Source organism: Haloferax namakaokahaiae (genome assembly GCF_042663225.1).
Lineage (GTDB): Archaea > Halobacteriota > Halobacteria > Halobacteriales > Haloferacaceae > Haloferax > Haloferax namakaokahaiae.
The window spans coordinates 823,914-849,895 of sequence record NZ_JBHTAA010000001.1 but is presented as its reverse complement, the minus strand read 5'-3'; the positions used below and the strand labels follow the sequence as shown (position 1 = coordinate 849,895).

The following is a 25,982-nucleotide window of genomic DNA, read 5'->3' as shown; positions in this document are numbered from 1 at the left end:
CGTCGGGTAGGCTGATGGTGCTCGACGAGATACGGGTCCTCCATCTGGACGACGACCCGGCGTTCGCAGAACTGACTGCGACGTTTCTGGAACGCGAGGACGCCGTCCTCGACGTCGAAGCCGTTTCGACGGCTACTGAGGGGCTGGAGCGACTGCAAGACGAGGTGTTTCACTGTATCGTTTCGGACTACGAGATGCCCGATACCGACGGAATCGAGTTCCTCAAGGGGGTTCGACAGTCGTTCCCTTCGATTCCGTTTATTCTCTTTACCGGAAAGGGGTCGGAGGAAGTCGCAAGCAAGGCTATCACCGCCGGCGTGACCGACTATCTGCAAAAGGACTCTGGGACGAGCCAGTACGAAATTCTGGCAAACCGTATCGTCAACGTCGTCGAACAGTACCGTGCGACCCAGCGGGCCGCAGAGACCGAGCGCCAACTCCAATTGCTCGCCGAGAACACGAACGATATCCTCTGGATGTTCACCGGCGACTGGTCCGAACTCCTCTTCATCAACTCGCCGTACCAGGAGGTCTGGGGGCGAGAAATCTCCGAACTCTACGCCAACTCTGAGTCCTTCATGGAGGGAATACATCCCAACGACCGAGACAAGGTACGCGAGGCGATGGCCCGACTCGCCAGCGGCGAACCGACCGACACCGAATATCGCGTCAACGCCGAAGAGGAGTTCTCACGACGGGTGTGGGTTCAGGGACAACCCGTGTTCGACGAAGACGGTGAGGTGCGCCGCATCGTCGGATTCGCCAGAGACATCACCGAGATGCGGGCCGACAAGCGCCGATTGGAGCGCTACGAGACGATGGTCGAAGCCTCCGGCGACCCGATTTACACGCTGGACAAATTCGGGCGCTTCACCAGCGTCAACACCGCGTTCGTCGAGTTGATGGGGTACGACGAGGAGTCGATTCTCGGCTCGCACGTCTCGAAAGTCATGGGAGTGAACAACGTCGAAGAGGGAGAACGACTCGTCAAGCACCTCCTGTCGTCCGATGCGGAACACGGCAAGTTCGAGTTGGCGCTCGAGACCGCAAGCGGTGACGAGGTCCTCTGTGAAAATCACATGTCACTCCTCCCATTCGAGGAGGAATTCCGAGGGACTGCGGGCGTTCTTCGGGATATCACCGACCGGGTGAGTCGCGTCGAGAACCTCCGCAACGAGCGAGACTTGCTCGACGAGTTTGCGAGCGTCGTGAGCCACGACTTACAAAGCCCGCTGGCGGTTGCGACGGGGCACCTCGAACTGGCGATGGAGTCGTACGAGTGTGACCACCTCCACGCCGTCGAGCGCGCCCACGACCGAATTTCGATACTCATCGACGACCTGCTGACGCTGGCACGCAACGGCAACGAAATCGGAAGTAGAGAGCGAATCGAACTCGCCGACGTCGTCGAACGAACGTGGAACAACGTGGCGAGAGAGGACGCAGATATCGACGTCTCGACAGAGCGCATCGTCGAAGCGGACTTCACTCGGCTTCAACAACTCTTCGAGAACCTCTTTCGAAACGCGATTCAGCACGGCGGTGACGAGGTGACCATCACCGTCTCAGACACCGACCACGGGTTCTGTGTCGCCGACGACGGGACTGGGATTCCGGAGGGCGACCGCGAAAACCTGTTCGATGCGGGCTATACGACCTCCACCGAGGGGACCGGTCTTGGTCTGAGCATCGTCCGCGAAATCGCGTCCGCCCACGGTTGGTCTATCGACGTATCGGCCAGCGTCAACGGCGGCGCGCGGTTCGAGTTCAGTGGGTGTTGAGCGACCGTTCGCCGTGTCGGCCGCGGTTCACTCGATAGTGTACACCATGTTGACGGTTGCGCGAACCGTCACGGGACCGGGTGAGAGTTCGGTCGGTGCACCGCCGCTCCGAGCGGCGGCGTCCTCGGCGAACTCGACTTGGTAGTACGGCGAAGGAGCGTAGCCGTTGGCGGTCGATGCCTGCTGGACGCCCGTGATTTGGACGTTCGCCGCGTCGGCGATGCTGTCGGCGTCAGCGCGGGCGTTCGCAACGGCGTTCTGCAGGGCTTCCGAGCGGAGTTCGTCGCGGCGTTCCTCGGTCAGCGTGAACTGGACGTTCTGGACCTGAATCGCGCGGGTGAACTGCTCGCCAGCGGTGCTGGTCGAGCCTGCGCCGACGGCGAGGTCGATGACCTCACCGGCCTGGTCGGGGGCGACTTCGACTTTCATCGTGTGGGTGGCGCGGTAGCCGACGAGTTCCTGGCGTTCGCCGTAGCGGTACTCGGGCCAGATGTTGAAGCCGGTCGTCTGAATGTCTTCGTCAGCGACGCCCGCGTCGGTGAGTGCCGAGCGAACGGCGGCGACGTCTTCGGCGACCATCCCGCGGGCGTCGTCCGCGGATTCAGCGGTGGCGGTCACGCTGAGATAGATGACCGCGAGGTCGGCCTCGGTCGTGACTTCGCCGACGCCGGAGGTGGTGATAGTCGGGGTGGTGTCGCCGTCGGTGCTCGCGCCGGGCGTGCTCTGGAGGGGTGCGGAGAGGCATCCCGCCATGAGAACCAGCCCTGCGAGAAGGAGCGGTGCGATGAACTGTCGTTTCATGCTACAGTCAACGACGGATGAGATAATCAACACAGTGTAGAGACAAAGAGCGATTGTACCCTTCGTGCCGCTCTCTACGGCGTTCCGTCTCTCACGTCGAGACGGCGACGTACCGCACTTCGACCTCGATTTCGTCGTCGTCCCACGGCGTCATCGAGCGCGGCGCAACCTCGTTGATTTTGGTTCGCAACTCGTCGGTCACCCGCGGCGGGTCGGTCCACGGGTCGTAGCCGATAGTCACGACGACTTCGGCCGGTTCCTGCAACGGGCCGGTGCCGTAGGTCACGTCCATCGAGAGCAACCGCGCGTTCTCCTCGGCGAGCGCGTCGCTCACGACATCCTGTGCGTCCGCCTGAAACCCGGCGTTCTGGTAGGTCGAGTAGGTCACCGCGCCGAGGAACGACGAGAGGACGAGCAGGCCGACCCCGAGTGCGGTAATCCGAATGAGCGTCGTCCGCTGCGCGTTCGACCGTCGAAACAAGCGCTCCGGGCGGTAGCCCTGTTGCCAGAGGACGGCGATGGCGACGAAGTTGATAGACAGGAAGTTGACGAGGACGAGAATCGCCGACCCGACGACGGACTCGGGTGACCCCCACGCGAGACCGATGCCGACGACGGCCGTCGGCGGCACCAGCGCCGCGGCGATCATGACGCCGACGAGCGCCGTCGAGACTCCGGACGAGAGCGACAGCGCGCCCGCGGCACCCGCGCCGAGGGCGATAACGAGCGCGAGCACGTCGGGAGAGAGTCGCTCGCTGATTTCGGGGATGGCGAACACTTCTGCCCCCGACAACGGCACCGCTCCGGTCGTCTTGAGCAAGAGCGCGAACAGAGTCGCGGCCGAGACGGCGACGAACCCACCGGTGGCCTGCAGTTTGACGCCGCGGACGAACAGTTTGTCGTCGTCAACGACGGTGCCGACGCTGGCGGCCATCGCCGGACCCATGAGCGGCGCGATGACCATCGACCCCACGACGACGGCGGGCGAATCGAGGAGGAGTCCTGCGGTGGCGACGAGCACCGAGATTATCGTCATCGTGAGGAACGTCCGCATCGACGGCGCGAGGTCGTCGGCGGCCGAGGCCAACTCCTCGCGGGCGATTCGGTCGCCGTTTCGGTCCGACTCGTCGTACTTCTCCTGTAACTCGTCGAATCGTTTGGAGACGACCGTCTCGGCGTTCGTCACGACGGTGTAGGCGTCGCGCTCGATACCAGCCTCTCGCAAGTGTTCTAAGACGGGTTCGACGGCCACCTTTGGGAGCGGGAACGTCACGACGGCGGCGAAGCCGCGACCCGAGGTCTCTTCGGAGATTGCGTAGTCGATACCCTCGGCTTCGAGTGTCTCTACGACGGCGTTTCGCTTGCCGGTGGGCACCAACACCTGGACGAGTCGCACAGAGAGTGGTCTCTCGCCCGTGTGAAATAAACCCGGGCTACTGGGTTCGCGTCTCGGAGAGTCGCTGGAGGACGGGCATCTCTTCGACCTGTTCGTCCGACAGCACGTCCCAGTCGATGCCGTGGGGCCGGGAATACGGCGTCTCTGTTCGAACCGTTCGTTCGGGGGTGACGACGAGGTCCATCGGTACGTCGTGCGCGTCGGGGTCGGGTGCGTCGTCGCACACTTGCAACTCGTGGACCGTCGTCGCTATCGTCGTCTCGTCGGAGACGGCACCGATACCGTCGAGAATTGCGTATTCGAGGTCGCTAAAGCCCTCGCCTTTTCCGATTCGCGCGCCTCGCTCGGTGACGGCGACAGACCCGGAGACGACGAGGTCGATGTCGGGCAGTCGGTCCGGGCCGACCTGCTCGGCGTAGGTGGCGACGTGCGAGACAGTCGGTGCGCTGTCGAGTTCGTCGTCGTCGAGTGCCGCGGGGTCGAGTTCGTAGAAACAGTTCTCGTCGCGGAGGCGAGGGACTGCCATGTAGACCGTCTTCCCCTCTCGGAGCGCCCGCCGTCGAATGGGGAGCTGGGGGGCATCAGGATTCGCTTTGATTGTGGTCGCCGACTCCCACTCGGGCGTCTCGGCGAGGCGGTCGGCGGCGACTCGCGCGTCGGCGAAGTTCGGAATCCGGCCGTGAGGCGGGAACGGAAAGCGCGCCTCGCCCGACGATTCGAGGGCGTCCCACACGCGCTCCCGGATGGCTTGTTTCTCCATATCCGGCACTCGCTGCGGGCGAACTACTGTGCTGTGGTCGTCCCACACGAAACGATTTTACCGAACTTTCACAAATGTTCATGTATGTTCGTGCGTACTGCCCGAGAGACGGACGTACCTGCTATCGCCACCATTTGCACCGAACACTGGCAGGGGGTGTCAGAACACGATATCGGAGCGGACCCCGTCGAGGCAGTGGTCGCCGACCGCTTCGACGAGCGCACGATTCGCAAAGAGGTCCGGTTCCCGGACGACTGGCACGGGTGGGTCGTCGCCGTCGAAGACGACGAAATCGTCGCAGCGGGCGGTGGCGGAATGACCGATTCGGCCGCCGGTGAGGTGTACTCGCTGTTCGTCCATCCCGAGTGGTTCGGTTCGGGTGCGCGAACCGCGTTGCTCCAGACGATGACCGCACAACAGGTCGTCGATGGCGCACGCGAGCAGTGGGCCTCCTGTGTCGATGGCGACGACTCGGCACTGTCGTTCTACTCGGAGCACGGATTCGACGTGGCGACGCGCCGCTCACACGACGGCACCTCGGTCGAGACGGTTCGGTTCGTCAGGTCGGTTTGACGAACTTCAGTCGGAATAATGCATCGCAGACCCACTCAGAAGGACGCTTCGGAGCACTTTGTCGGCCCCACGACGGACCCGCTCTGAGGCGGCCTGCGGACTGATTTCGAGTTGGTCGGCGACTTCTCGGAGCGTCGTCCCACGCGGGACCTTGAAGTACCCCTCCGAGATAGCGGCGACGAGCGCCTCGTGCTGGTGGCTCGTGATGTTGAACTGATAGACGTTCGTGTCCTCGTCGGTGAGCGTGTAGACGCGGTTGACGTGGATATCGATGCCCGAGTCTTGGCACTGCGAGTAGAACTTTCGGACGTTGGTGTGGTCCGAAAACCGGAGTCGGAACATCCACGGTGTCGTCCCCGTCGCTTCGAGAATCGTCGATTCGCTTTCGATGAGGATACGGGTGAGACTCGACACCGAACTCCCCCACGAGACGTGGTAGAGCACACGGTCGCCGATGTGTGCGATTGGTGTCAGGTCTTCGACGAGTTCGCGTGCGCGGACCGTCTGTTCAAACTCGTCGAAGTCGATACCAGACACCCAAAAGAATGGCATGACCTCGCCCCCAGTTGGAACGACCCGTTCTAACTCGATGGCGACCTTTTCGCCGTACGCTGTCACCTGCCCGAGGTCGAAATCGGCGGCATCAACTGTTAATTCGATTATGACGGCCATCCTTCGCCTAGCGTTGGTCGTCCGCTGTAATGAATTGCCGTGTCATTTGCTAGCCACGTGCGCCATTTGCTTTTGAATAGCAGTAGTGTGAAAGCAGAACGGCAAGGTTCCTCTGCTAGCTACTAATAGCGAGGGAATCGTTGTGACTGCCCACAGCCATCGAACAACAACTTCGGCCCAGAGAGACGTCGCACCGATGCCAGTGCGTGCGTCCGTCTCGATGACCTCGCAACGAATTCAGCGTCGGTTGACGGTGGTGGCAACCGGCCGTTCACGGTCGCGGGCGAGCGGTTCGAGTCTGCCTCGGTGCTCGACTTCGGCGTCTTTCGAGCAACTGATGAGGCGATTCGAATCCCGCAGGGGGCCGCGACGATGGAGATGATTCCCTCTGTGCGTCTCGATGAGACGTTTTCCTGCCTCGCAAATGGCTACCGGAGACAGATTCTGCTCGCGGTCCTCCTCGGTCCCACAGAAGGAATCGATTGGATGGTTCGGGACCTGAATGGGAGCAGGAAACATCCACAACAACTCAGAACGGAACTGTATCACATCCACCTGCCCAAACTCGACACGGCGGGCTACATCTACTGGAATCGTGAGACGTGGGCGCTCGAACGCGGCCCGCGCTTCCACGAAATCGAACCCATGTTACAGCTCTTGCTCGACAACACAGACCAACTGCCGAGCGACTGAGTCCCGGGTCTGGAGCGCCTAAACCAGCCAACTCCCCGATTTTCATCTCCCGTCCGCCTTCGTCTTCCATCCGCTTCCATCTCAGTTCGTTTTCCGTCAGTTTCGCCCCGCTTATCTGTCGTCGCCCCGAACCCCGCGTATGTTCGAAGACCGACCGGACCGCGACGAAATCGTCCTCGTCGGGCGGTCGAACGTCGGAAAGTCCACGTTGATGCGAGAACTCACCGGCCACACGAAGTTCACGACTGGCAAGAAACCCGGTGTGACTCGCTCGCCCAATCACTTCGACTGGGCACCCGAGAGCTTCATGTTCACCGACCTGCCGGGATTCGGGTTCATGTCCGGCGTCGAATCGCACACCCAAGACGCCATCCAGACCGACATCGTCCGGTACATCGAGGAGAACGCCGACGACATCCTCGCGGCCGTCCTCGTCGTCGATGGCAAGAGCGTCATCGACATCATCGACCGCCACACCACCGAAGACTCCATCCCCCACGACGTGGAGATGTTCTACTTCCTCGACGAACTCGACATCCCCACCGTCGTCGCCGTCAACAAGATGGACAAAGTAGGTGACAGAGACGAACGTCTCAACGACCTGTGTGACCGTCTCGGCCTGTTCCCACCGTGGAAGCAGTGGCGAGAGACCATCGCTCCGATAACGGCCAAACGCGGCGACATCTCGAATCTCACCGAGGCGCTTCGAACGCACCTGCACGACCAGCAGCGCGACGACCTGTTCAAGTTCCTCTGAGCGCCCGCACCTCGGGTCAAATCACGCGATTCCGGAGTGCTGTACCGGCTTCCAAATTTGCCACGTTCTCACGGACGAGCCCAGCAATCCGCTCGTGATGCTGGTTCGTCGCGGCGCTCGAATGCGGAGAGACGAGGGCAGTCTCGAACTCCCACAGCGGCGATTCCGCCGGAAGCGGTTCCTCGTCGAACACGTCCAGTGCCGCGCCCGCGACCGACTCGGCTTCGAGTGCGTCGATGAGCGCCGACTCCGCGACGACTGGCCCCCGTGCGACGTTGATGAGATAGGCGTCCTCGCGCATCGCTTCGAACTCCGCCTTCCCGACCATTCCCTCCGTCTCGGGGGTCAATGGCGTGGCGAGGGCGACGAATCGCGCGTCCGAAATCGCCTCCAAAAGGTCGTCGGGCGTGTACACCGTCTCGACGTTCGCCACCGACGCTCCGGACCGACGGACGCCCACGACTTCCATGCCGAGTGCGGCCGCCCGCTCGGCGATGCCGCGCCCGAGCGTGCCGAGACCGACGATGCACAGTCGTTCTCCGGCGAGGGTGAACGGTTCCTCGTGGCGAGGCGGTCGCCACTCGCGGGCCGTTTGACTGTCGCGGTAGGCGTGCAACCGTCGGGCGAAGGTGAGCATGTAGCCCACGACCGTCTCGCCGACTGCGGTTCCGTGGATGCCCGTGCTGTTGGTGAGACGCGTCCCCGCCTCCTCGTAGACGCCGACCGGGAACTCGTCGTATCCCGCCCGGACGCAGTGCACCCAGTCGGCATCGAGAAACGAGTCGCGGTGGCCGAACGATGCGACGACGTCGCCTGCACCGTACGACTCGGTCTCATCGACGAGTTCGACCGGAACGTCGAGGTCCGAGAGGGCTTCGACGAGCAGAGCCGGCGGAAAACTGAGCGCGACTGAGTCGTCTACGGCGACTCGTTCGATGTTCATGCCTCAGCCCTTGGTTTCACACGCAATGGACCTTCCGTCGGCGGCGATGCCGTCGCCTTCTCCAGCGACGAAGCAGTTCGCGCTCCGAGCTACCCTGTACGCGACAACGGCGGCGGCAGTAACACGTCCGTGTTGGTGTTTGCTGTCCGCCACTCGCCCCACGTCATCACGTCCGGCGTCAGCGTCCACAACCGTGTTCCCGCTCGTCGCCCACAGATTCCGCGCGCGAGCACCTGGCTCCAGTAACTCCCAGTCAGGTCGTCCATCAAGACGAGATTTCCATCGAATATCACTTCGGCATCGTCAACATACGGCGACGCGGCGAACGCCCGGCCCTCCTGCAAACTCGCGCCGACGTAGAGGTCCGGTGGTCGCCAAAACTGCCCCGTGTTTCGGAAGGTCGTCGGATTCCCAGAAACGATCCGGCGTGCGACCATCCCGGTCTGACAGAGCGGGCAGTAGGTGACGATGAGGGGGTCGCCGTCGAGGGTGTCGTTGACGATTTGGTGCCACCACAGAATCGACACCGGATAGGCGCGCGCCGTACCGTTTCGTTCGACGCCGATGACGAACGTCTCGTCGGTGAGTTTCGCCTCGCCCTCGCCGCGTAACCGATACCGCTCGTCTACGGTCAGCCCATCCCAATTCGGACCCGCCGCGGGCGTGACGATGGCCTTACTCCCGATGTCCGGATTCGCCGGCGCGTTGCAGACCGTCGTCGGAAATCCGGCGCCCACGATGGGGTCGGGGTTTCCGGGCGCTGGTTGGTTTGCAACCGGTGGGCGGACGTTCGACGCGGTACACCCTGCGAGCGAACCGATGGCCGCGCCGAGGACCCGTAACGTGGCCCTTCTGTTCATGTCGTTGTCAGGTGGTGGAGTCGCAAATAGTCAGCGGGTCATCTCTCAGTCTTCGAAACCGGGCAGAAACAGCGCGGCTGCCCGCTGTCTGTAAGTCGGTGGCTCGGTCGAAAGCCCTCATCACAAAGGGATACGTGGGGCAGACACCGTCTCTACTAATAGACAGAAGGCTGGTCCACTTTGCTCTGCCCGCTTAGAGTCGATAGATTACTGCCTCATATGGCTGGAACTCACGTTCCAATTGCCGAGATGGCGAGTTCTCGTAGTTGCTGAGTAGTACCTCGGCATCGCTCGCGTCCATTTCAGTCGTGAATATCGCAGGTTCGTCCGACCAGTTGAGGACCACCAGCAATTGCTCTTCATCCAGCGTTCGAGTGTACGCGTACAGTTGTTCGTTATCTGGCAGTAGGAGTTCGTATTCGCCATACACGAGCGTGTCAATCTCGTGTCTAAGGTCGATGAGCGACCGATAGTGGTGCCAGATGGAATCTCCATTACTGAGGGCAACTTCAGCATTGATGAAGCGATAGTTGTCGTTGACATCGAACCACGGTTCGCCGTCGGTAAAGCCAGAATTGGCTGCGTCCGACCACTGCATCGGCGTCCGTGCATGGTCCCGACTCCAGTAGTTGACGAGACCACGAGCCTCCTCGAACGAGTCGATGCTTCCCGTCTCGAATAGCTCTTCGACCTTTCCGATAGTCATCACGTCGTCGAGTTCTTCGAGGGCGTCGAATTCGACGTTCGTCATACCGAATTCCTCTCCCTGATATATGTAGGGAGTTCCTCGAAGCGTCAGCAGGAAGGTAGCGATGAGTGTTGCACTTTCTTCGCGGTACACTTCGTCGTCGCCAAAACGAGAGACGATTCGAGGGACGTCGTGGTTTCCGAGGAATATCGAGTCCCAGAACTCCGCGGCGAGTTCTTCCTGCGCGTGAGAGACGATTTGCTTGAACTCTGAGAGGTCCCACTCGCCCCAACCGTCGGGGCTCCATGGACCGTTCGGGCCGTCATCGACGCCGAGGTGGTTGAACTGGAAAATCATATCCAACCCACTCCTACCTTCGACGAGATACTCCGCTGTTTGGTCGATACTCGTCCCGCCCATCTCGCCGACGGTCATCACGTCGTAGTTCGAGAGTGTGTCGTCGTAGAGCTCTTGGAGATATTCGTGGATACGTGGTCCGTGAGCGTAGTGCTGGTGACCAACGAGCCGCTCGCTTCGGTCGCCATCCGGGAGACCTTCGACTTTCGAGATGTAGTTGATGGCGTCCATTCGGAACCCGTCGATGCCTTTCTCCAACCACCACGTGACCATCTCTTTGATGTCTTCACGGACATCCGAATTGCGCCAGTTAAGGTCGGGTTGGTTCTCGTCGAAAAGATGGAGATACCACTGCCCGCGTTTTTCGTCGTACGTCCACGCTGGCCCACCGAAGATTGATTCCCAGTTGTTCGGTGGTTCGTCTTGTGACCCATCGCGCCAGTAGTAGTAGTCCTCGTATTTCCCGTCACGCTGTCGTGAGCGCTGGAACCACTCGTGTTCGTTCGAGGTGTGGTTGACTACGAGGTCCATAATCAACCGAATGCCCCGCGCATGCAGCGCGTCGAGCAAGGCGTCCCAGTCGGCCATCGTCCCGAACTCGCTCATTATCGACCGATAGTCTCGGATGTCGTAGCCGTTGTCGTGGTTCGGTGAATCGTACACCGGACAGAGCCACACGACGTCGATACCTAGCGAGTCGAGATACCCTACTTTCTCGGTGATTCCGGGGATGTCGCCGATACCGTCACTGTTGCTATCGTTGAAACTGCGTGGGTAAATTTGATAGACGACCGCTTCTTTCCACCACGACCCGTCTGGCTGTTCGAGAACCTCCGTGCGGCTCATCACCTATCACCTGGTCTGGTGCAAGTGTGTAGCTCAATATCCTCGAAATCAGTGTACGATGCCGTTGATGTCACATTCCACGTGAGTCCAAAATGGGGACTCGTCTGCAGTTTTCGACTGATTGGTAATGCATTCATGGTGCTGAATTTGCCGGGGAGCAGTACTGATACCGCCTATTAGAGCAGAAGAGAGTATCGTACTTAAAATTATTCAGAATCTTAATCAACTGCTTGATTTAGAATTTTTATTACGAGGTATGTCACAATTGTAGATGAGTTATGAGAGACAATCGCAATGGCACTCGAAGGCGGTCAGCAGTCACCCGCCGACGATTCATCAAAGCAGTCGGCGCGACGAGCGGCGTGGCAGGTATCGCTGGATGTGTCGGCAGTGGAGGCGGAGACAAGCCCGAGAACGCAGAGTCTGGTCAAACGGTCGTTCGGCAGTATTCTGGCGTCGGGTCCAACGAACCACCAGCGGTCAAAGACCAAATTCGAGAACAACTCTGGAACGCGGGGTTGTCCGAAGACATCTACGTCGAGATTGTTGACGGGCCCTCGACGACGGACCAGTTACTCAATCAGTACCGGACGTGGCTGTCAGCAGGGCGAGAAGAACCCGATATCTTCAGCATGGATTCCGGCTGGACGATTCCGTTCATTCAGCGGGGTCAAGTTCAGAACCTCGAAGAACTCTTAGACGACAGCACGCTCAGTACCGTCAAGAACGACTACTTCTCGGCGAGCGTGGCCTCGGCAAGTTCACTTGATGGCACGCTGTACGGAATCCCAGAGTTCCCGGATTTCCCGACGATACAGTATCGCAAAGACCTCGTCGAGGCCGCTGGCTACGACACTGAAGGGTGGCAAACTGAACCGATATCTTGGGAACGGTTCGCTGAAATCACCGCCGACGTGATGGCGCAAAACGACGTCGAGTACGGGTATACCTTCCAAGCGGACAGCTACGGGGGTCTGTCGTGCTGTGACTTCAACGAGTGGATGACGACGTGGGGTGGTGCGTACTTCGGCGGTGCGGAAAACCTCTTTGGGCCGGTCAACGAGCGCCCGGTCACAGTCAACGAAGAAGGTGCTGTCGAGGCTATCAGAATGGTTCGGTCGTTCATCCACGGGAACGACGACAAGCACGGGATGGACATCACTGGTGGCATCTCCCCTGCCGCGACCCTCGGCTGGACCGAAGAAACCTCACGGAAGCCATTCACCAACGGCAATGCGGTCATGCACCGCAATTGGCCGTACTCGATTGCGATAAACGGAGCCGAAGAGGAACTCGGCGAAAAACTCGGCGTGATGCCGCTCCCGTACGGTGTTTCGACTGATGACGCTCAATTCAGTGGCACCGGTGGCTCTGCATCCGCACTCGGCGGGTGGAACTCTGTGGTGAACCCGAACTCGCAGAAGAAAGACGTGGTTGTCGAAGTCCTGAAAGCGAAGATGTCCGAGGACTTCATGCTGTGGCAGTTCGAGAATCTCGGCCTCCTGCCGCCAAAGCCATCGGTTTTCAACTCTGATGAAGCACGAAACGTCCCGGTTATGGGTCGGTATATGGATGCCCTGCAAACTGCTGGGAGCAACGCAATTCCACGTCCGGTGACGACTGCGTGGCCCGACCAGTCGGGTGCCATCGCCAGTGCGGTGAACAAGGCGCTTCAGGAAGGGAGCAGCCAATCGCCGCAAGAAGCGATGGACGCGCTCGCGTCGAAGCTGAAAGACATCGAGGAGCAGTCGGTCTAATCGAGTCCAATGGCAACCGAACACAAACAATCGAGGACTCTCCCGCGTCCGGATTACGCCCTCGCCAACAAGATCGAGACGTTGCCCGAAGAGCTGTATGCGTATCTGCTCGTCGTCCCAGCGTTCTTGATGGTCGGTGTGGTCGCGCTCTGGCCACTCGTGGACACGTTCGCCATGTCGCTCCACGCAGACGCACTGTCGGGCGTCAGCGTCGGTGACTTCGTCGGTACCGAGAACTACGCCGCGGTTCTCACCGGCCAGCGCAACGCGGTGCTTCCAGGGTCGTTCTGGTACGCCGTCGGCCTCACCGTCGTCTTCACGCTCGGGAGCGTCACCCTCGAAACGATTATCGGGCTCGCACAGGCACTCCTTCTCGATCAAGAATTCCGCGGCCGTGCGTGGGTTCGGATGGCAATTATCCTCCCATGGGCTGTGCCGGTTGTCGTACAGGGGATGATGTTTTATCTCCTGTTCGAACCGAGCATCGGATTTCTCGTCGCCCCGCTGCAGGACATTGGAATCTTCTCGTCCACACCGCTGGCGAACACCCAAGACTCGTTGATACTCGTCACCCTCACCGACGCGTGGAAGACGAGTGCATTCATGGCGTTGATAATCCTCGCAGGGATGCAGAGCATCGACCGAAGCCTCTACGATGTCAGTAAGGTTGCGGGTGCAACTGCGTGGCAGCGGTTCAGGCTAATCACCTTCCCGCTCGTGCTGCCCGCAGTACTCGTCGGGATGCTGTTTCGAACGTTAGGTGCGCTGAAGGTGTACGGCGTCATCGAGGTGCTCTCTAGCTGTCGGACAGTGCCTTCGATGACCTGTCTCGTCATCTCTGCTTTCCGATCGAACCGGTACGGAACGTCCGCAACGCTGGCGTTCCTCACAGCGCTGGTAATCAGCGCGTTCATCGTGGTGTACCTTGTGAAGTTCGTCGATAGTCTGCGCGGAATCGGAGGGAGCGTCTGAAATGGCAACCGCACACGATTCCGACGCGCAAAGCGAAGGCGGTCTGCTCACTAACTGGGTCAAAAGTGCCATCGAGAACCCAGGGAAGGTACACAGAGCGATGTTTTACGTCGCGCTCATCTTTTTCATGTTCACGACGCTGTTCCCCATCTACTGGCTCGTGGTGTTGGCACTCACACCAAACGACCTCATCGTGAACATGGGAATCTTCCCGCGCGGATTCAACATCTCCGTGTTCGTCGAGATGTGGGAAACGGTCCCGCTACACCTGTACATGATGAATAGTTTCGTCATCGCCGTGACGACGACCGCGTACGTACTGATCGTCTCGAGTCTCGCAGGATATGCGTTCGGACGACTCGAGTTCCGCGGGAAGGGTGGGTTACTTCTACTCTTGTTGATTATCTCGTTTTTCCCACCGGCGGCGTTCGTGCTCCCCCTGTTTAAGCTGTTCACCGGGAACATGGTGGTCTTCGGGGTTCCAAGTCCTGACCTGTTCAACACGGTGGGTGCGATTATCGTCCCCTTCAGTGGATTGTTCTTGCCGCTCTCGGTGTTCATCCTGACGACGTTCTACAGTCAGATTCCGGATGGACTCGAAGATGCAGCACGTGTCGAGGGGACGACTCGACTCGGTGCACTGTTTCGGGTGATAATGCCGCTCTCTGCACCTGGACTCTCGACTGCCGGAATTCTGACGTTCATCGCCGTCTACAACGAGTTCTTCTTCTCGTTCTTGATGACGACAGGACAGCCTGAGAACGGTGCCCCACTCGTCTGGGGGATTCTGGCGTTCCAGAGCCAATACACCAGTCTGTACAACTACATGGCGGCCGCGAGCCTCGTCGGAATACTCCCCGTCGCTCTCATCGTGGTCGTCGCACAGGAGAAAATCGTGAGCGGTCTCACCGCAGGTGCGGTCAAGGAGTAACCAACCATGGGAAATGTTACACTCAAACGCGTGACGAAGGAATACGACGACGTAACGGCAGTTAAGGACATGAACCTAGACATCCAGGACGGCGAGTTCGTCTGTCTCGTCGGGCCATCTGGCTGTGGCAAGTCAACGACGATGGAGACAATCGCCGGGCTCACATTACCCACTGGAGGTGAGGTGACTATCGGTGGAAAGGATGTCACGAACCTTCCCCCAAAAGACCGGGGGATTGCGATGGTCTTCCAAAACATCGCACTGTTCCCCCACATGGATGTGTACGACAACGTAAGTTTCGGACTGCGGCTCCGTAACTTCGAGAAAGAAGAAATAGACCGCCGAGTCGAGCGGGCGGCAGACATCCTCCAAATCGGTGATCTGTTGGACCGCAAGCCGTCAGAGTTGTCTGGTGGCCAACGCCAACGTGTCGCCATTGGTCGGGCAATCGTCCGTGACCCAGAAGCATTCTTGATGGACGAACCGCTTGCGAATCTCGATGCGAAACTTCGCGTCCATATGCGGACAGAACTGCAGCGACTCCACAAGGAACTGGGAACGACCATCATCTACGTCACTCACGATCAGGCGGAAGCGATGACGATGTCCGACCGAATTGCAGTTCTCAACGACGGTCGGCTCCAACAAATTGCACCACCACTGACCTGTTACAACGAGCCAGCGAACCAGTTCGTCGCCGGGTTCATCGGGTCGCCGTCGATGAATTTCATCGAGGGTGAGATTACGGAACGCGGATTCACGTCGGAGTTTGTTTCGGTCGAGTTTGACCCCACAGACTTCGGCGTTTCAGTGGGGTCAGCTGTGACTCTCGGGGTTCGCCCCGAAGATGTCTATCTCACCGACCAAACCATCGGCGTCGATCACCCGACAACGCAAATCGACACGACCACCGATGTCATGGAGCCGATGGGTGACGAGATATTCGTCTATTTGGCACATGGTGACCGGAAAACCACTTCGATGAAGGAAGGACCACAGAAGTCCGACCAGTTGCTGATGAGCGTCGATCCTGATATCGATATCTCCGAAGAAGAACACGTGGAGGTCTTTTTCGACCGGTCGAACCTCCATCTGTTCGACCAGAACACCAGTGAGGCAATCTGTCACTCTCTCGTTTCTCCTCCAGCGAAAAGCACGTTAGGCGAGCGTGCTACGACAGAGGACTGACCATGGTCGATGCACTTGCTCTGTTCTATGTGAGCGCAGTCTCCCTGCTGTTCTTCTTTTGGGTCTACGGAATCTACGCGTTTTCCCGCGACTGCCGCAACACGTACGCCCCGAAATTTCGCCGGACCGTCCGTGGGTGGAGACTGCAGCGGACCGAAGAAGAGCAGCAGGAACTCAACGAGTCCGAACGACAACTTCTCTGAAGGACAGAGACCACCCAGACCGACTACCACCACGGCCGTGGATGAATGAACAATCAAATTATTAGTGAACCCAACTAGCAAGATAATGTCACCACACCGAGAACGAGACGGGGCGGAGCTCAGGCGGGAACTGGGCGACTTCGGATTCTCAGAGAAAGAGGTTGAGGTATATCTCGCGTTATTATCTCTCGGCGAAGCGACTACCAGTACTATCTCCGAAGAAGCTGATGTTTCACAGCAGGCTGTCTACACCATTACTGACCGACTCGAAGACCGAGGTCTCGTTCGGGTCAACGACCATGCTTCGCCCAAAACGATCCGCGCTGTTCCACCAGAAGAGTCGATGGCGGCCCTATCAAGCCGGATTGACTCGATCACACCGGCCCTCACAGATCGGTTCAACGACACGAAGCCGCAGACGCCGGAACTAAAGATGGTAAAGTCGCAGGAGACTGCAATTAGACGACTTCGAGAAGCGATATCGAAAGCCCAGCGAGAGATTATCGTTGCAATTCCAGAAGACATCTATCCAGAAATCAAATCGGAACTCGAGGCGGCAGCCGAGCGAGACCTGCTGATTTTCCTTCTGGTCCAAGACGTAGAGAACGTCGAAGAAGCAGCAGAGCGGTACGTTGGTGTCGCGGATGTCGTTCGCTGCTGGAGCGAAAATATCTTATTTATGTTTGCAACAGATACGCAGTCAACGAAACCCACGGCGCACCAGTCGGCACTGGTCGGAGACGCTCTCTTGGTGTCCGGAACACACGATACTGGAGATGGTGTCGCGGTTTCTGAGCGACACCTCGCAGGTTCGATCCACGGGATGTTCTTCAGCGCCTACTGGCCTGCTGGGGAAGAGATATTCATTACTGACCTTGCTCCCCTCCCGGCCACGTACGACTGGTTCCGGCAGGCTGTCTTTCAAGCAATGCTCCACAAGAAAGCGGGAACAGACCTCTGGGCCGATGTCGAAACGACGGATGGAGAGACAATCTCTGGAAAGGTGACCCGGGTCTGTCAGGCACTCGTAGAACCATCGACCAACGAGTACACACTACAGACAAGCCTGTACCTCGAGACTGACGATGGTGAGGTGAGTGTTGGCGGACAGAACGCGATTCTCGAAGACTACGAAGCGAGAACTGTAACGCTCCGAACCAACTGACTGGGCCTCGGGAGGGCTACGATGAGACTCCAAAAGGGGAATCTCACTGTTTCCGGAGACCCAACGTCAAGAAGTGGAACATTCACCCCCGAGGATCGACTCAGGCTCGAACCCGTCGTTGTGAAGCACGCGACAGAATAGTCTTCGAAGACTGTAGAAACACCACAACTTCGGAGGACAGATAGATCTCAGGCTATCCTGTCTCTATGTTATCGACGTTTTCAGTAAGATGGTGGCTCGGCCAAAGGTCCTCATCACAAGGGGCTAAGAGGGGGTAACTTTCTTCATCGCCACCGGCTAGCGGTCGGTGACAACGGCAAAAGAACCTCACGCTTTGGCAGGCCCGCTACCACTCGGCGATGCCCCCGTCTTCGTGATGCCAGACGGGGTTGTACCAGTTGACTTCTGCCTGTGACCGTTCGCGGACGTATTCTTCATCGACTTCGATACCCAGTCCGGGGTCGGGCGGGCGAGCGACGTACCCGTCTCGGAAGTCGAAGGTTTCGGGGTCGTCAAGGTATCGGAGACCGACGCTCTCTGTGGGGTCGTCGAGACCGAGGTCTTGTTCTTGCATGACGGCGTTGTGCGAGGCGAAGACGACCTGAAGACTCGCCGCGAAGGCGACCGGACTCAGCGGGCAGTGCGGCACGACGGCGACGTCGAACGCGTCGGCCATCGTCGCCACTTTCCGAAGTTCGGTTATCCCGCCGACGTGGGTGACATCCGGTTGGATGACCGAGACGGCACCGTTCGTGAGGAGTGGTTTGAAGTCGTACCGAGAGTAGAAGCGCTCTCCAGTGGCGATTGGCGTCGTCGTTCGCTCGGCGAGCGATTCGAGGAGTTCGGAATGTTCGGGTAAGACGGGTTGGTCGATGAACATCAGCCCGTAGGGGTCGAGCGCATCGACGAGTTGCGACGCCATGGGCTTCGAGACGCGCCCGTGGAAATCGACGCCGACGTGGAGGTCGTCGCCGACGGCTTTGCGAACCGCGGCGACGCGCTTCCGTGCGGTTTCGACCGCACTCGGTGGTTCGAGCGGCGCGAACTCGGCGGTCGCGTTCATCTTGATGGCCTTGTAGCCCTGATTCCGGCGTTCGATAGCCTCGCTTGCGACTTCGCCGGGCGAGTCGCCACCGACCCACTGGTGGACCATCACTTGGTCGCGGACGTGGCCCCCGAGCAACTCATAGACCGGCGCGCCGTAGTGCTTTCCTTTGATGTCCCACAGCGCGTGGTCGATACCGGCGAGGGCGCTCATGAGCACTGGTCCGCCCCGGTAGTAGCCGCCTTGGTACATCTTCCGCCAGTGATACCCGGTTCGGAGCGGGTCTTTCCCGAGGAGATACACCTCTACGAGTTCCTCAACGGCCGCTCGAACTGTTCTGAGACGGCCCTGGACGATGGGTTCGCCCCAGCCGACGAGTCCGTCACTCGTCTCCAATTTGAGCAACAGCCACCGCGGGGGGACGGCGAACAACTCGTAGTCGGTGACGTGCATGGTTGCTACTCTGATACTATCTACTTCAATGCGGGGGAGAGATTGGAACGAGCTTGTAAGCCCGTGTGCTCGCAACAACGCTGCTGTACGCCCGCAACGGTCATCAGTTCACTTCGAGACGGCGCTCTCGGGGCGTCGTGAGAGCACTTCTTCGGCTTCGTCCGTGAGTGTTCGCTGGTGAATCGTCTCACCCGACTGGGTATCGAAGAGGTGGATGTCGGTCGGCGACACCCGTGCGTACAGATGGTCGCCCTCGGAGATGGGTCGCTGTCCATCGACTTCGACGACGAACGTCTCGTCGTGGGACTGCTCGACCGGGCGGACGTAGACGTAGGAGATGCTCCCCATCGGTTCGACGACGTCCACGGCCACTTCGAAGCCGTTCGACACGGAGTCCTCCGAGAGGTCGAAGTCCTCTGGGCGAGCGCCCAGTGTCACCTTCGTTCGGTCGCCGACGCTCGACCGCATCGACTCGGAGAGTTCGTATTCGAACCCGTCGGCGACGAGCGTTCCGCTTCCGACGGTCCCTTCGAAGAAGTTCATTGACGGCGACCCGATGAACCCGGCGACGAATCGGTTCGCCGGGCGGTAGAAGCATTCGAGTGGCGTCCCGACTTGCTGGAGTTCGCCGAAGTTGAGCACGACGAGTCGGTCGCCCATCGTCATCGCCTCCGTCTGGTCGTGGGTGACGTACAGCGTCGTCACGCCGAGTTCGTTCTGGAGGCGATTTATCTCGGTCCGCATCGACGCCCGAAGCTTCGCATCTAAGTTCGACAGCGGTTCGTCCATCAAGAACACGTTCGGGTCGCGGACGATTGCCCGACCCAGCGCGACGCGCTGTTGTTGGCCGCCGGAGAGTTCGCCGGGTTTGTTGTCGAGCAACTTCCCGATGCCCATCATCTCGGCGGCAGACGCCACTTGGTCTGCAATCTCCGATTTCGAGAGGTCCGTAGACATCTTCAGCCCGAAGGACATGTTCTCCTCGACGGTCATATTGGGGTACAGCGCGTAGTTCTGGAACACCATCGCGATGTCTCGCGCACGCGGGCCGAGTTGATTCACGAGGGTGTCGCCGATGTAGACATCGCCCTCGGACTGCGTTTCGAGACCTGCGACGGTCCGCATCAGCGTCGATTTTCCACTGCCCGAGGGGCCGACGAAGACGACGAACTCGCCGTCGGCAATATCGAGTGAGACGTCGTCAACTGCGACGACGGCGTCTCCATCGTCTCCGAACCGTTTCGTCACGTCGTCGAGAGTGATACGGGCCATTAGTGCTCCTCCGTCTCGCGGCCGCGTACTCCCGCCGCGTGAGGCTGTTTCGTGAACGATGCGTGTTTCGTGAACGATGCGTCCTGCCAATGTGAAGTCGAGTTCATTCTTTGATCACCACACCGAAGCTGAGTCCAGCGGCGAGGTACTTGTTCACCGCAATCAGGAAGATGACGATGGGGATGATCATCGCCGTCGAGGCGGCCGCGAGCATCCCCCATTCGATAGACCGAGAGCCGATAAACGAGTAGACGAACAGCGTCACGGGGACCGCTTTGAAGTTCGTCAGGACGAGACCGAACAGCAGTTCGATCCACGCGAAGATGAAGCTGATAATCGCAACGGAGAAGATGCCGGGTTTGGCCGCCGGGAGGACGACCTTCAGGAACGACTGAAACCGGGTCGCGCCATCGACGCGGGCGGCCTCTTCCAGCGTCTCCGGAATGCCGTCGAAGAACGCCTTCATCACCCACACCACCAGCGAGAGGTTGATGCTGACGTACATGAACACCATCCCGAGTCGCGTATCGAACAGGTTGAGCGACCGGAAGATGACGAAGAAGGGGATGACGACGGCGATCGGCGGGAGCATCCGCGAGGAGAGTATCCACACGAGCACGTCGCGTTGCATCGGGATGTCGTACCGCGAGAGGACGTACGCGGCGGGGACGCCGATGAGCAGGACGAGAATCACGGACGCCGACACCATGACGACGCTGTTGGCGAACGCCGCGAGGAACTCGCCGCTCTGTGCGAGTTGGATGTAGTTGTACACCGTCGGCAGGAACACCCAGTCCGGGGGCAGCGAGTTCGCTTCTCCCGGGGGTTTCAGCGACATCGACGCCAACCAGTAGAGGGGGAACAACACGACGAACGACCACAGGAGCAAGACGGCGTGGCGGACGACCCGAACGACCGTCTCGCGCGTCTCCGTGTCGAGCCACTGCGACCCGGTCGCGGTGTCGATATCCTGCGTCGCCATCAGTTCCACACCCCCTCGAAGCCGACTTTGGCGATGATGACGTTACACAGCGCGACGACGAGGACGAGATAGACCACCGCGATGGCGGCGGCCACCCCCGGTTGGTTGTTGATGAACATCTGTTCGTAGATGTTGATACTCACCAGTTGGGTCGCCGTCCCCGGGCCGCCCTGCGTCAGTCCGTACACCACGCCGAACGTCCGGAAGAGGTCTATCATCCGAATGAGGGTGGCGACGAACACCACCGGCTTCATGTACGGGATGATGACGTGGACGTAGCGCCGCCACAGCGGTGCGCCATCGACTCGCGCCGCCTCGACGAGCGTCTCGGGCACCGACGAGAGACCGGCGTAGAAGATGATGAACATAAACGGCGTCCAGTTCCACGTATCGAGCAGAATCACCGTCAGCAGCGGCATCTCGGAGAGGAACGCCGGTGCCGCGAACGGCGTCGCGGCCTCTATCAGATACGGGATGACGCCGATTTCGCTGTTCAGCATGATTCTGCCGATGGTGGCGAGCGAGACGGGCGCGACGGCCATCGGGACGATGAACAGCACTCGATAGAACGACTTCGCTCGCGTAGACTCCACACCGGTGACGAGCGTTGCGAGGAAGAAGCCGAGGACGGTTTCGAGGAGTAGCGCGCCGACGACGACGGTAATCGTGACGACGAACGAGTGGAACGCACCGCCCAGCGTGAACGCCGTCTCGAAGTTGGCCAAGCCGACGAATTGGGCGTCGAAGACGTTGAACGTCGGTTCCTCGATGAGGCTGAGGTAGAGGTCGTACGCGCCGGGGAAGAAGGTGATAAGGAGCATCACCACCACCATCGGCGCGACGAACCAGTACGCGAGGTAGTCGTTCCACAGGTCGCGCAGTCTGGCGGTGGCCGTCTGCTCGTTGGGTGTCGTTTCTGTTTGCGTTTTGGTACTCATGTGAGCGTGGGTGAATCGTGTTGTGGTATGAACGCGGTTGAATCGTGTTGTGATGTGAACGCGGTTGAATCGTGTCGTGGGTGGTGCTGGAGTCGCGTTAGCCGCTGTAAATCTCCTGTGCGATTTCCGCGGCTTGCGTCATCGACTCCTCGGCGGATTTCTGGTCGGCGATGGCTCGCTGCAGTTCTTCCGAGTAGCGCTGGCCCCACTCGGGGTACTTGCGGTCGAAGGGGTCCGGTGCGGCCGCTTGCAGCGATTCGAGGGTGACCTGTGCGAACTCGTCGCCGACGCGGGAGCGGAACTCGTCGTTCTCCCAGACGGACTGTCGAACCGAGAAGGCGGCGTCGTTGTTCAGGTGCATCCACGTGTTGGTCGGTTCCGAGGTGGCCCACAGCATGAACAGGAACCCGGCTTCGGAGTTCTTCGCGTTCTTCGACGTGGAGATTTGCCAGTTGTACGCGTTCGGCGAGAACTGGCCGTCCGCCGGTTTCGGCACCGTTGCGATACCGACGTTGTCGGCGACAGAGGAGTCGGAACCGGTCAGGCCCGGCCAGAACAGGTTGGCGTCGGCGACGATGTGACCCGCGCGGCCTTCCTGCATCGTCGAGAGCACGTCGGACCACGTCTGGGTGGACGCGCCTTGCGGCCCGAACTCTTGGAGTAGGCTGACGTACCAGTTCGCGGCGTCGATGACGCCCTGCGAGTCGAGACCGGAGTCGTCCGGGAAGCTATCCCAGAGCGCCGCGCCGTTCTGGCGCAGGAAGGTGTTCAGGACGTAGATGTTCATCCCGTAGCCTTTCTGCCCGCGGCCGACGGTTCCGACGACGTCCGATTCGTTCTCGTGAATCGTCTGTGCGTTCTGCCGGAATTCTTCGAGCGTCTCGGCGACTTCGAGCCCGTGTTTCTCGTAGAGGTCGGTCCGATAGAACTGAGTCTGGACCTCGACGGTAATCGGCAGGCCGGTCCACGTATCGCTGTACCCGCCACCGTGTGCTTGCCACTTCGATGCCTCGAACAGGTCGTCCGGTGCGTACCAGTCCTCGTCGTACAGACTGCCGTCTTCGAAGTACGGGTCGAGCGGCTGGAGCCACCCTTCGTTGCGGAACTGGTTGACGACTTGGTCCATGAAGAACACGTCGAACTGGCCAGCGCCGGTGCTCACGTCGGTCTGTCGCTTGGTCCGGAACTGCTGTTCCGGCAGGATGTTCCACTCCACGTCGATACCGGTGAGTTCCTCGAACGTCGGCACCGCGGGCTTGACCGCGTCTACCCACGGGTGCTGGACCGCACCGATGTTAATCTGCGAGCCTTCGAACTGTTTCCAGTCGATATCGGCGTCGTACTCGCTCAGTGGGATGGGTGCCTCCTGGTTGGCGGAGTCGCCACCCGAGTCGGTCGTCGTCTGCGTCGATTCGCCACCGCGGGTACAACCGGCAAGTGCGACGCCGGTTGCGACGCCCGCTGTCGTCTTCATGAACGTTCGTCGGTCGTATGAGTCAGTCATTGTGTGCTGTGTGTGCTGTGTTTGGTCAGTCGTCGTTGCGATGCTTACTGGCCGGGGTAGACCATCTTCTTCAGTCCCTCGCGGTTCTCCATCTGGTGGAACGCTTCTGCGAGGCCATCGAGACCGAACTCGTCAGTGACGAGCGTGTCCACGTCGATGCGGCCGTTCTGAAGCAGTGCCACCGCCCGCGCGAACGTGTTCGGCGTGAGCGAGTAGCTTCCGAGAACCTCTCGCTCCTCGAAGAAGAGGTCGAACGGAGCGAGTTCGACCGTCGCGTCCTCCGGGGGAACCCCGAAGACGAGCGTTCGCCCGCCGGGTCCCGTGAGGTCGAGCGCCTGTTCGATGGTCTGGGGTAACCCGACGGCCTCGATGGCGACATCGACGTCGCCGACGAGTTCTGTCACGGCGGCCGCCGGGTCCTCGTCGGTCGGGTCGAGCGTGTAGTCAGCGCCGACTTCGAGCGCGAGTTCTCGCCGCTCGGCGACCGGTTCGGAGACGACGATTGTCCCCGCGCCGCTCGCCCGAAGCGTCTGGACGAGCAGGAGTCCGATGAACCCGGCACCGACCACGACGACGGTCTCACCGCTGGTCAAGTCTACCTGGTCGATGCCGTTGATGACGCATCCGAGCGGTTCGGCGAACGCCGCCGTTCGGTAGTCGAGGTCGCCGATTCGCTCGACGTTCCCGGCCGGAACGGTCACGTATTCGGCGAACGCGCCGTCGATGATGTGCTTGGCCGCCCCACCGATGGAGGTGAGGTCGTGACAGAGGTTCTCGCGGCCGGACTTGCACGCTCGACACTCGTTACAGGGGACAGAGGGGTTGATAGCCACTCGGTCACCCACCCGATAGCTGTCGATGTCGTCACCGACTTCGACGACGTCGCCAGCGCTCTCGTGTCCCGGTACGAGTGGGTAATCCACCGCGAGCGACCCCGTATACATGTGTAGGTCTGTCGTACAGACACCACAGGCGTTCACCTCGACGAGCAACTCGTCGCGGGCGGGCTCCGGTCGGGTCGTGTTGCCGACTTCCACCGTGTGTGTGTCCGTCAATTCGACTGTTCTCATCGTTGGTATCCATCTCATGCGAGCCAGAAAGGGAGTAAAATAACTACGGGTCAAATTCCTAAAACTCCCTGTGAGTGCCCCAGAATGCCGAAATCGGGGCTTGAGAGTTGTTTTGCACAGCAGAACGAAGATATTATCCGAATGGTACTGTAGGAAATATTATGATGATGAACAATAATGTGGGTTTCGTGGCGCACTCGAACGCGGGCTGAGTGCGCCACTGTTCTGCTCTGAAGAACAATTTCTATATAGTCGTGCTACGTCCTCACACTATGTCCTCGGCGAAGACAGTCGATGCTACGGTCAACTCGTTTCGAATCTTGGAGCAACTGGTGGACGCCGACCGGCCGCTGGGTGTCACTGAACTCGCAGACACCGTCGGCCTGTCGAAGGGAGTCGTCCACACGCATCTCTCGACGCTCCGCGAACTGGGGTACGTGAAAAAGCGAGACCGAAAGTACCTCCCGTCGATGGGCTTGCTGGCTCTCGGAGAGGGTGCTCGCACTCGCCTGAGACTGTACAACGTGGCGAGACCGTACGTCGATAATCTGGCGCAGGTCACCGGTGAGGCGACGACGCTGGTAGTCGAAGAGGGTGGCGTTGGCATCTGCATCTACACGTCGTTCGGGGTGAGTGACTGGGTGCCGGAACACACGTGTGGAAGCCGTCTCCCACTTCACGTGACCGCCCCGGGGAAGGCCATCCTCGCATCGTTCGACCCGAGCCGTATCGACGAGATACTCGACGACCACGGCATCGCCGCCTACACGGACGCGACGATTACCGACCCTGAGACCCTCCACAGCGAACTCCGCACCATCCGCGAGAACGGCATCGCGTTTTGCAGAGGAGAACACGCAGAGGGAACTATCGGCATCGCATCGTCGATCGGCCTCAACGAGCGCGGGCCAGCGGCGGCGATTGGCGTCTCTGGACCGTCGAGCAGGCTGTCCGGTCGCTACCTCGAAGAGGACATCACGGGACAGGTAATCAGCACGGCGAAGTCGATTCAAGTCGAACTGACGAAGTGAGGCTATCGGATACCGCCGCGCCCGTTCGACCACACGTTTAGGACGACTCGCACGGAGTGGTTTCGTATACCGATTTCCGAACGCGCGAGTGAACTCGGGACCACGGTTTCGCACACCGCGTCACACCATCGAACGTTCGAGGACCGGTTCGGAATCGAATGGGAACTCAACGCCAAGCCACGACCACCGGGACGGGCGTTCGACACCCTCGACGCTCCTGAATAGAATCATACAGGTCGAGGGCGACGAAGCTCGCCGCCGGAGACGGACACCGATTTCCAAATTCTCGGGGCTGCGGATTCCCGCACTTCCAAACACAACTCCCTCGCTCACCCCGACTCTGT

The 25,982-nt window shown here is 60.0% G+C and carries 24 protein-coding genes; 11 read left to right on the top strand and 13 right to left on the bottom strand.

Annotation, left to right across the window (positions count from 1 at the left end):
* Positions 1-14 precede the first annotated feature (14 nt).
* Complete coding sequence (locus tag ACFQJC_RS04545) at positions 15-1,781, top strand: hybrid sensor histidine kinase/response regulator (RefSeq protein WP_390222063.1); 1,767 nt, start codon at positions 15-17, stop codon at positions 1,779-1,781.
* Between the two features lie 27 nt (positions 1,782-1,808).
* Here ACFQJC_RS04545 and ACFQJC_RS04540 read toward each other — a convergent pair whose 3' ends face one another.
* The 3 genes from ACFQJC_RS04540 to ACFQJC_RS04530 form a co-directional block, all read right to left on the bottom strand.
* Positions 1,809-2,582 (bottom strand): SIMPL domain-containing protein, encoded by a 774-nt coding sequence (locus ACFQJC_RS04540; protein ID WP_390222062.1) that lies wholly within the window; start codon positions 2,580-2,582, stop codon positions 1,809-1,811.
* Between the two features lie 91 nt (positions 2,583-2,673).
* Positions 2,674-3,978 (bottom strand): TIGR00341 family protein, encoded by a 1,305-nt coding sequence (locus ACFQJC_RS04535; RefSeq protein ID WP_390222061.1) that lies wholly within the window; start codon positions 3,976-3,978, stop codon positions 2,674-2,676.
* 37 nt (positions 3,979-4,015) lie between these two features.
* Entirely contained in the window at positions 4,016-4,738 is a 723-nt protein-coding gene (locus tag ACFQJC_RS04530) for a 5-formyltetrahydrofolate cyclo-ligase (RefSeq protein WP_390222060.1), read from the bottom strand.
* Positions 4,739-4,822: 84 nt separating this feature from the next.
* Here ACFQJC_RS04530 and ACFQJC_RS04525 point away from each other — a divergent pair, with 84 nt between their 5' ends.
* Positions 4,823-5,311 carry a GNAT family N-acetyltransferase gene (locus ACFQJC_RS04525; RefSeq protein ID WP_390222059.1) on the top strand — a complete coding sequence of 163 codons (489 nt, stop codon included), beginning with the start codon at positions 4,823-4,825 and terminating at the stop codon, positions 5,309-5,311.
* A 6-nt stretch (positions 5,312-5,317) separates the two neighbouring features.
* Here the strand turns inward: ACFQJC_RS04525 and ACFQJC_RS04520 are convergent, their stop codons facing one another.
* Positions 5,318-5,983, bottom strand: a complete 666-nt coding sequence (locus tag ACFQJC_RS04520) for a helix-turn-helix domain-containing protein (RefSeq protein WP_390222058.1) — start codon at positions 5,981-5,983, stop codon at positions 5,318-5,320.
* A gap of 306 nt (positions 5,984-6,289) precedes the next feature.
* Here ACFQJC_RS04520 and ACFQJC_RS04515 point away from each other — a divergent pair, with 306 nt between their 5' ends.
* Positions 6,290-6,676, top strand: a complete 387-nt coding sequence (locus tag ACFQJC_RS04515; protein WP_390222057.1) for an ArsR family transcriptional regulator — start codon at positions 6,290-6,292, stop codon at positions 6,674-6,676.
* 139 nt (positions 6,677-6,815) lie between these two features.
* Positions 6,816-7,433, top strand: a complete 618-nt coding sequence (gene engB, locus ACFQJC_RS04510; protein WP_390222056.1) for a GTP-binding protein EngB — start codon at positions 6,816-6,818, stop codon at positions 7,431-7,433.
* A 16-nt stretch (positions 7,434-7,449) separates the two neighbouring features.
* On the opposite strand, the gene ddh is transcribed toward engB, so the two are convergent.
* From ddh to ACFQJC_RS04495, 3 genes are all read right to left on the bottom strand, one after another.
* Entirely contained in the window at positions 7,450-8,376 is a 927-nt protein-coding gene (gene ddh, locus ACFQJC_RS04505; RefSeq protein WP_390222055.1) for a D-2-hydroxyacid dehydrogenase, read from the bottom strand.
* 89 nt (positions 8,377-8,465) lie between these two features.
* The gene (locus tag ACFQJC_RS04500) at positions 8,466-9,236 is read right to left on the bottom strand and encodes a DUF3179 domain-containing (seleno)protein (RefSeq protein WP_390222054.1); all 771 of its coding nucleotides are present in this window, start codon (positions 9,234-9,236) and stop codon (positions 8,466-8,468) included.
* A gap of 193 nt (positions 9,237-9,429) precedes the next feature.
* Positions 9,430-11,127 carry a glycoside hydrolase family 13 protein gene (locus ACFQJC_RS04495; protein WP_390222053.1) on the bottom strand — a complete coding sequence of 566 codons (1,698 nt, stop codon included), beginning with the start codon at positions 11,125-11,127 and terminating at the stop codon, positions 9,430-9,432.
* A 335-nt stretch (positions 11,128-11,462) separates the two neighbouring features.
* On the opposite strand from ACFQJC_RS04495, the gene ACFQJC_RS04490 reads away from it, so the two are divergent.
* The 6 genes from ACFQJC_RS04490 (at position 11,463) to ACFQJC_RS04465 (ending at position 17,343) form a co-directional block, all read left to right on the top strand.
* On the top strand, positions 11,463-12,884 hold the full coding sequence (locus ACFQJC_RS04490) for an extracellular solute-binding protein (RefSeq protein WP_390222335.1): 1,422 nt from the start codon (positions 11,463-11,465) through the stop codon (positions 12,882-12,884).
* Between the two features lie 9 nt (positions 12,885-12,893).
* On the top strand, positions 12,894-13,856 hold the full coding sequence (locus ACFQJC_RS04485) for a carbohydrate ABC transporter permease (RefSeq protein WP_390222052.1): 963 nt from the start codon (positions 12,894-12,896) through the stop codon (positions 13,854-13,856).
* A 1-nt stretch (position 13,857) separates the two neighbouring features.
* Positions 13,858-14,787: a carbohydrate ABC transporter permease gene (locus ACFQJC_RS04480; RefSeq protein WP_390222051.1), complete on the top strand. Its 930-nt coding sequence runs from the start codon at positions 13,858-13,860 to the stop codon at positions 14,785-14,787.
* Between the two features lie 6 nt (positions 14,788-14,793).
* On the top strand, positions 14,794-15,975 hold the full coding sequence (locus ACFQJC_RS04475; protein WP_390222050.1) for an ABC transporter ATP-binding protein: 1,182 nt from the start codon (positions 14,794-14,796) through the stop codon (positions 15,973-15,975).
* A 2-nt stretch (positions 15,976-15,977) separates the two neighbouring features.
* Positions 15,978-16,178 carry a hypothetical protein gene (locus ACFQJC_RS04470; protein WP_390222049.1) on the top strand — a complete coding sequence of 67 codons (201 nt, stop codon included), beginning with the start codon at positions 15,978-15,980 and terminating at the stop codon, positions 16,176-16,178.
* Positions 16,179-16,263: 85 nt separating this feature from the next.
* Positions 16,264-17,343, top strand: a complete 1,080-nt coding sequence (locus ACFQJC_RS04465) for a TrmB family transcriptional regulator (RefSeq protein WP_390222048.1) — start codon at positions 16,264-16,266, stop codon at positions 17,341-17,343.
* 346 nt (positions 17,344-17,689) lie between these two features.
* Here the strand turns inward: ACFQJC_RS04465 and dgoD are convergent, their stop codons facing one another.
* The 6 genes from dgoD to ACFQJC_RS04435 form a co-directional block, all read right to left on the bottom strand.
* On the bottom strand, positions 17,690-18,841 hold the full coding sequence (dgoD, locus tag ACFQJC_RS04460; protein ID WP_390222047.1) for a galactonate dehydratase: 1,152 nt from the start codon (positions 18,839-18,841) through the stop codon (positions 17,690-17,692).
* Positions 18,842-18,949: 108 nt separating this feature from the next.
* Positions 18,950-20,113 (bottom strand): ABC transporter ATP-binding protein, encoded by a 1,164-nt coding sequence (locus tag ACFQJC_RS04455; protein WP_390222046.1) that lies wholly within the window; start codon positions 20,111-20,113, stop codon positions 18,950-18,952.
* Positions 20,114-20,216: 103 nt separating this feature from the next.
* Positions 20,217-21,095 (bottom strand): carbohydrate ABC transporter permease, encoded by an 879-nt coding sequence (locus tag ACFQJC_RS04450; RefSeq protein ID WP_390222045.1) that lies wholly within the window; start codon positions 21,093-21,095, stop codon positions 20,217-20,219.
* Complete coding sequence (locus ACFQJC_RS04445) at positions 21,095-22,033, bottom strand: carbohydrate ABC transporter permease (protein WP_390222044.1); 939 nt, start codon at positions 22,031-22,033, stop codon at positions 21,095-21,097. The genes ACFQJC_RS04450 and ACFQJC_RS04445 overlap by 1 nt, the downstream gene beginning before the upstream one ends.
* Before the next feature lie 97 nt (positions 22,034-22,130).
* Positions 22,131-23,537 carry an extracellular solute-binding protein gene (locus tag ACFQJC_RS04440; protein WP_390222043.1) on the bottom strand — a complete coding sequence of 469 codons (1,407 nt, stop codon included), beginning with the start codon at positions 23,535-23,537 and terminating at the stop codon, positions 22,131-22,133.
* Positions 23,538-23,581: 44 nt separating this feature from the next.
* Positions 23,582-24,607, bottom strand: a complete 1,026-nt coding sequence (locus ACFQJC_RS04435) for a zinc-dependent alcohol dehydrogenase family protein (RefSeq protein ID WP_390222042.1) — start codon at positions 24,605-24,607, stop codon at positions 23,582-23,584.
* Between the two features lie 272 nt (positions 24,608-24,879).
* Between ACFQJC_RS04435 and ACFQJC_RS04430 the strand changes: the two genes are divergently transcribed.
* A complete protein-coding gene (locus ACFQJC_RS04430; protein WP_390222041.1) occupies positions 24,880-25,638 on the top strand; it encodes an IclR family transcriptional regulator in 759 nt (252 codons plus the stop codon).
* The last annotated feature ends 344 nt before the right edge of the window (positions 25,639-25,982 follow it).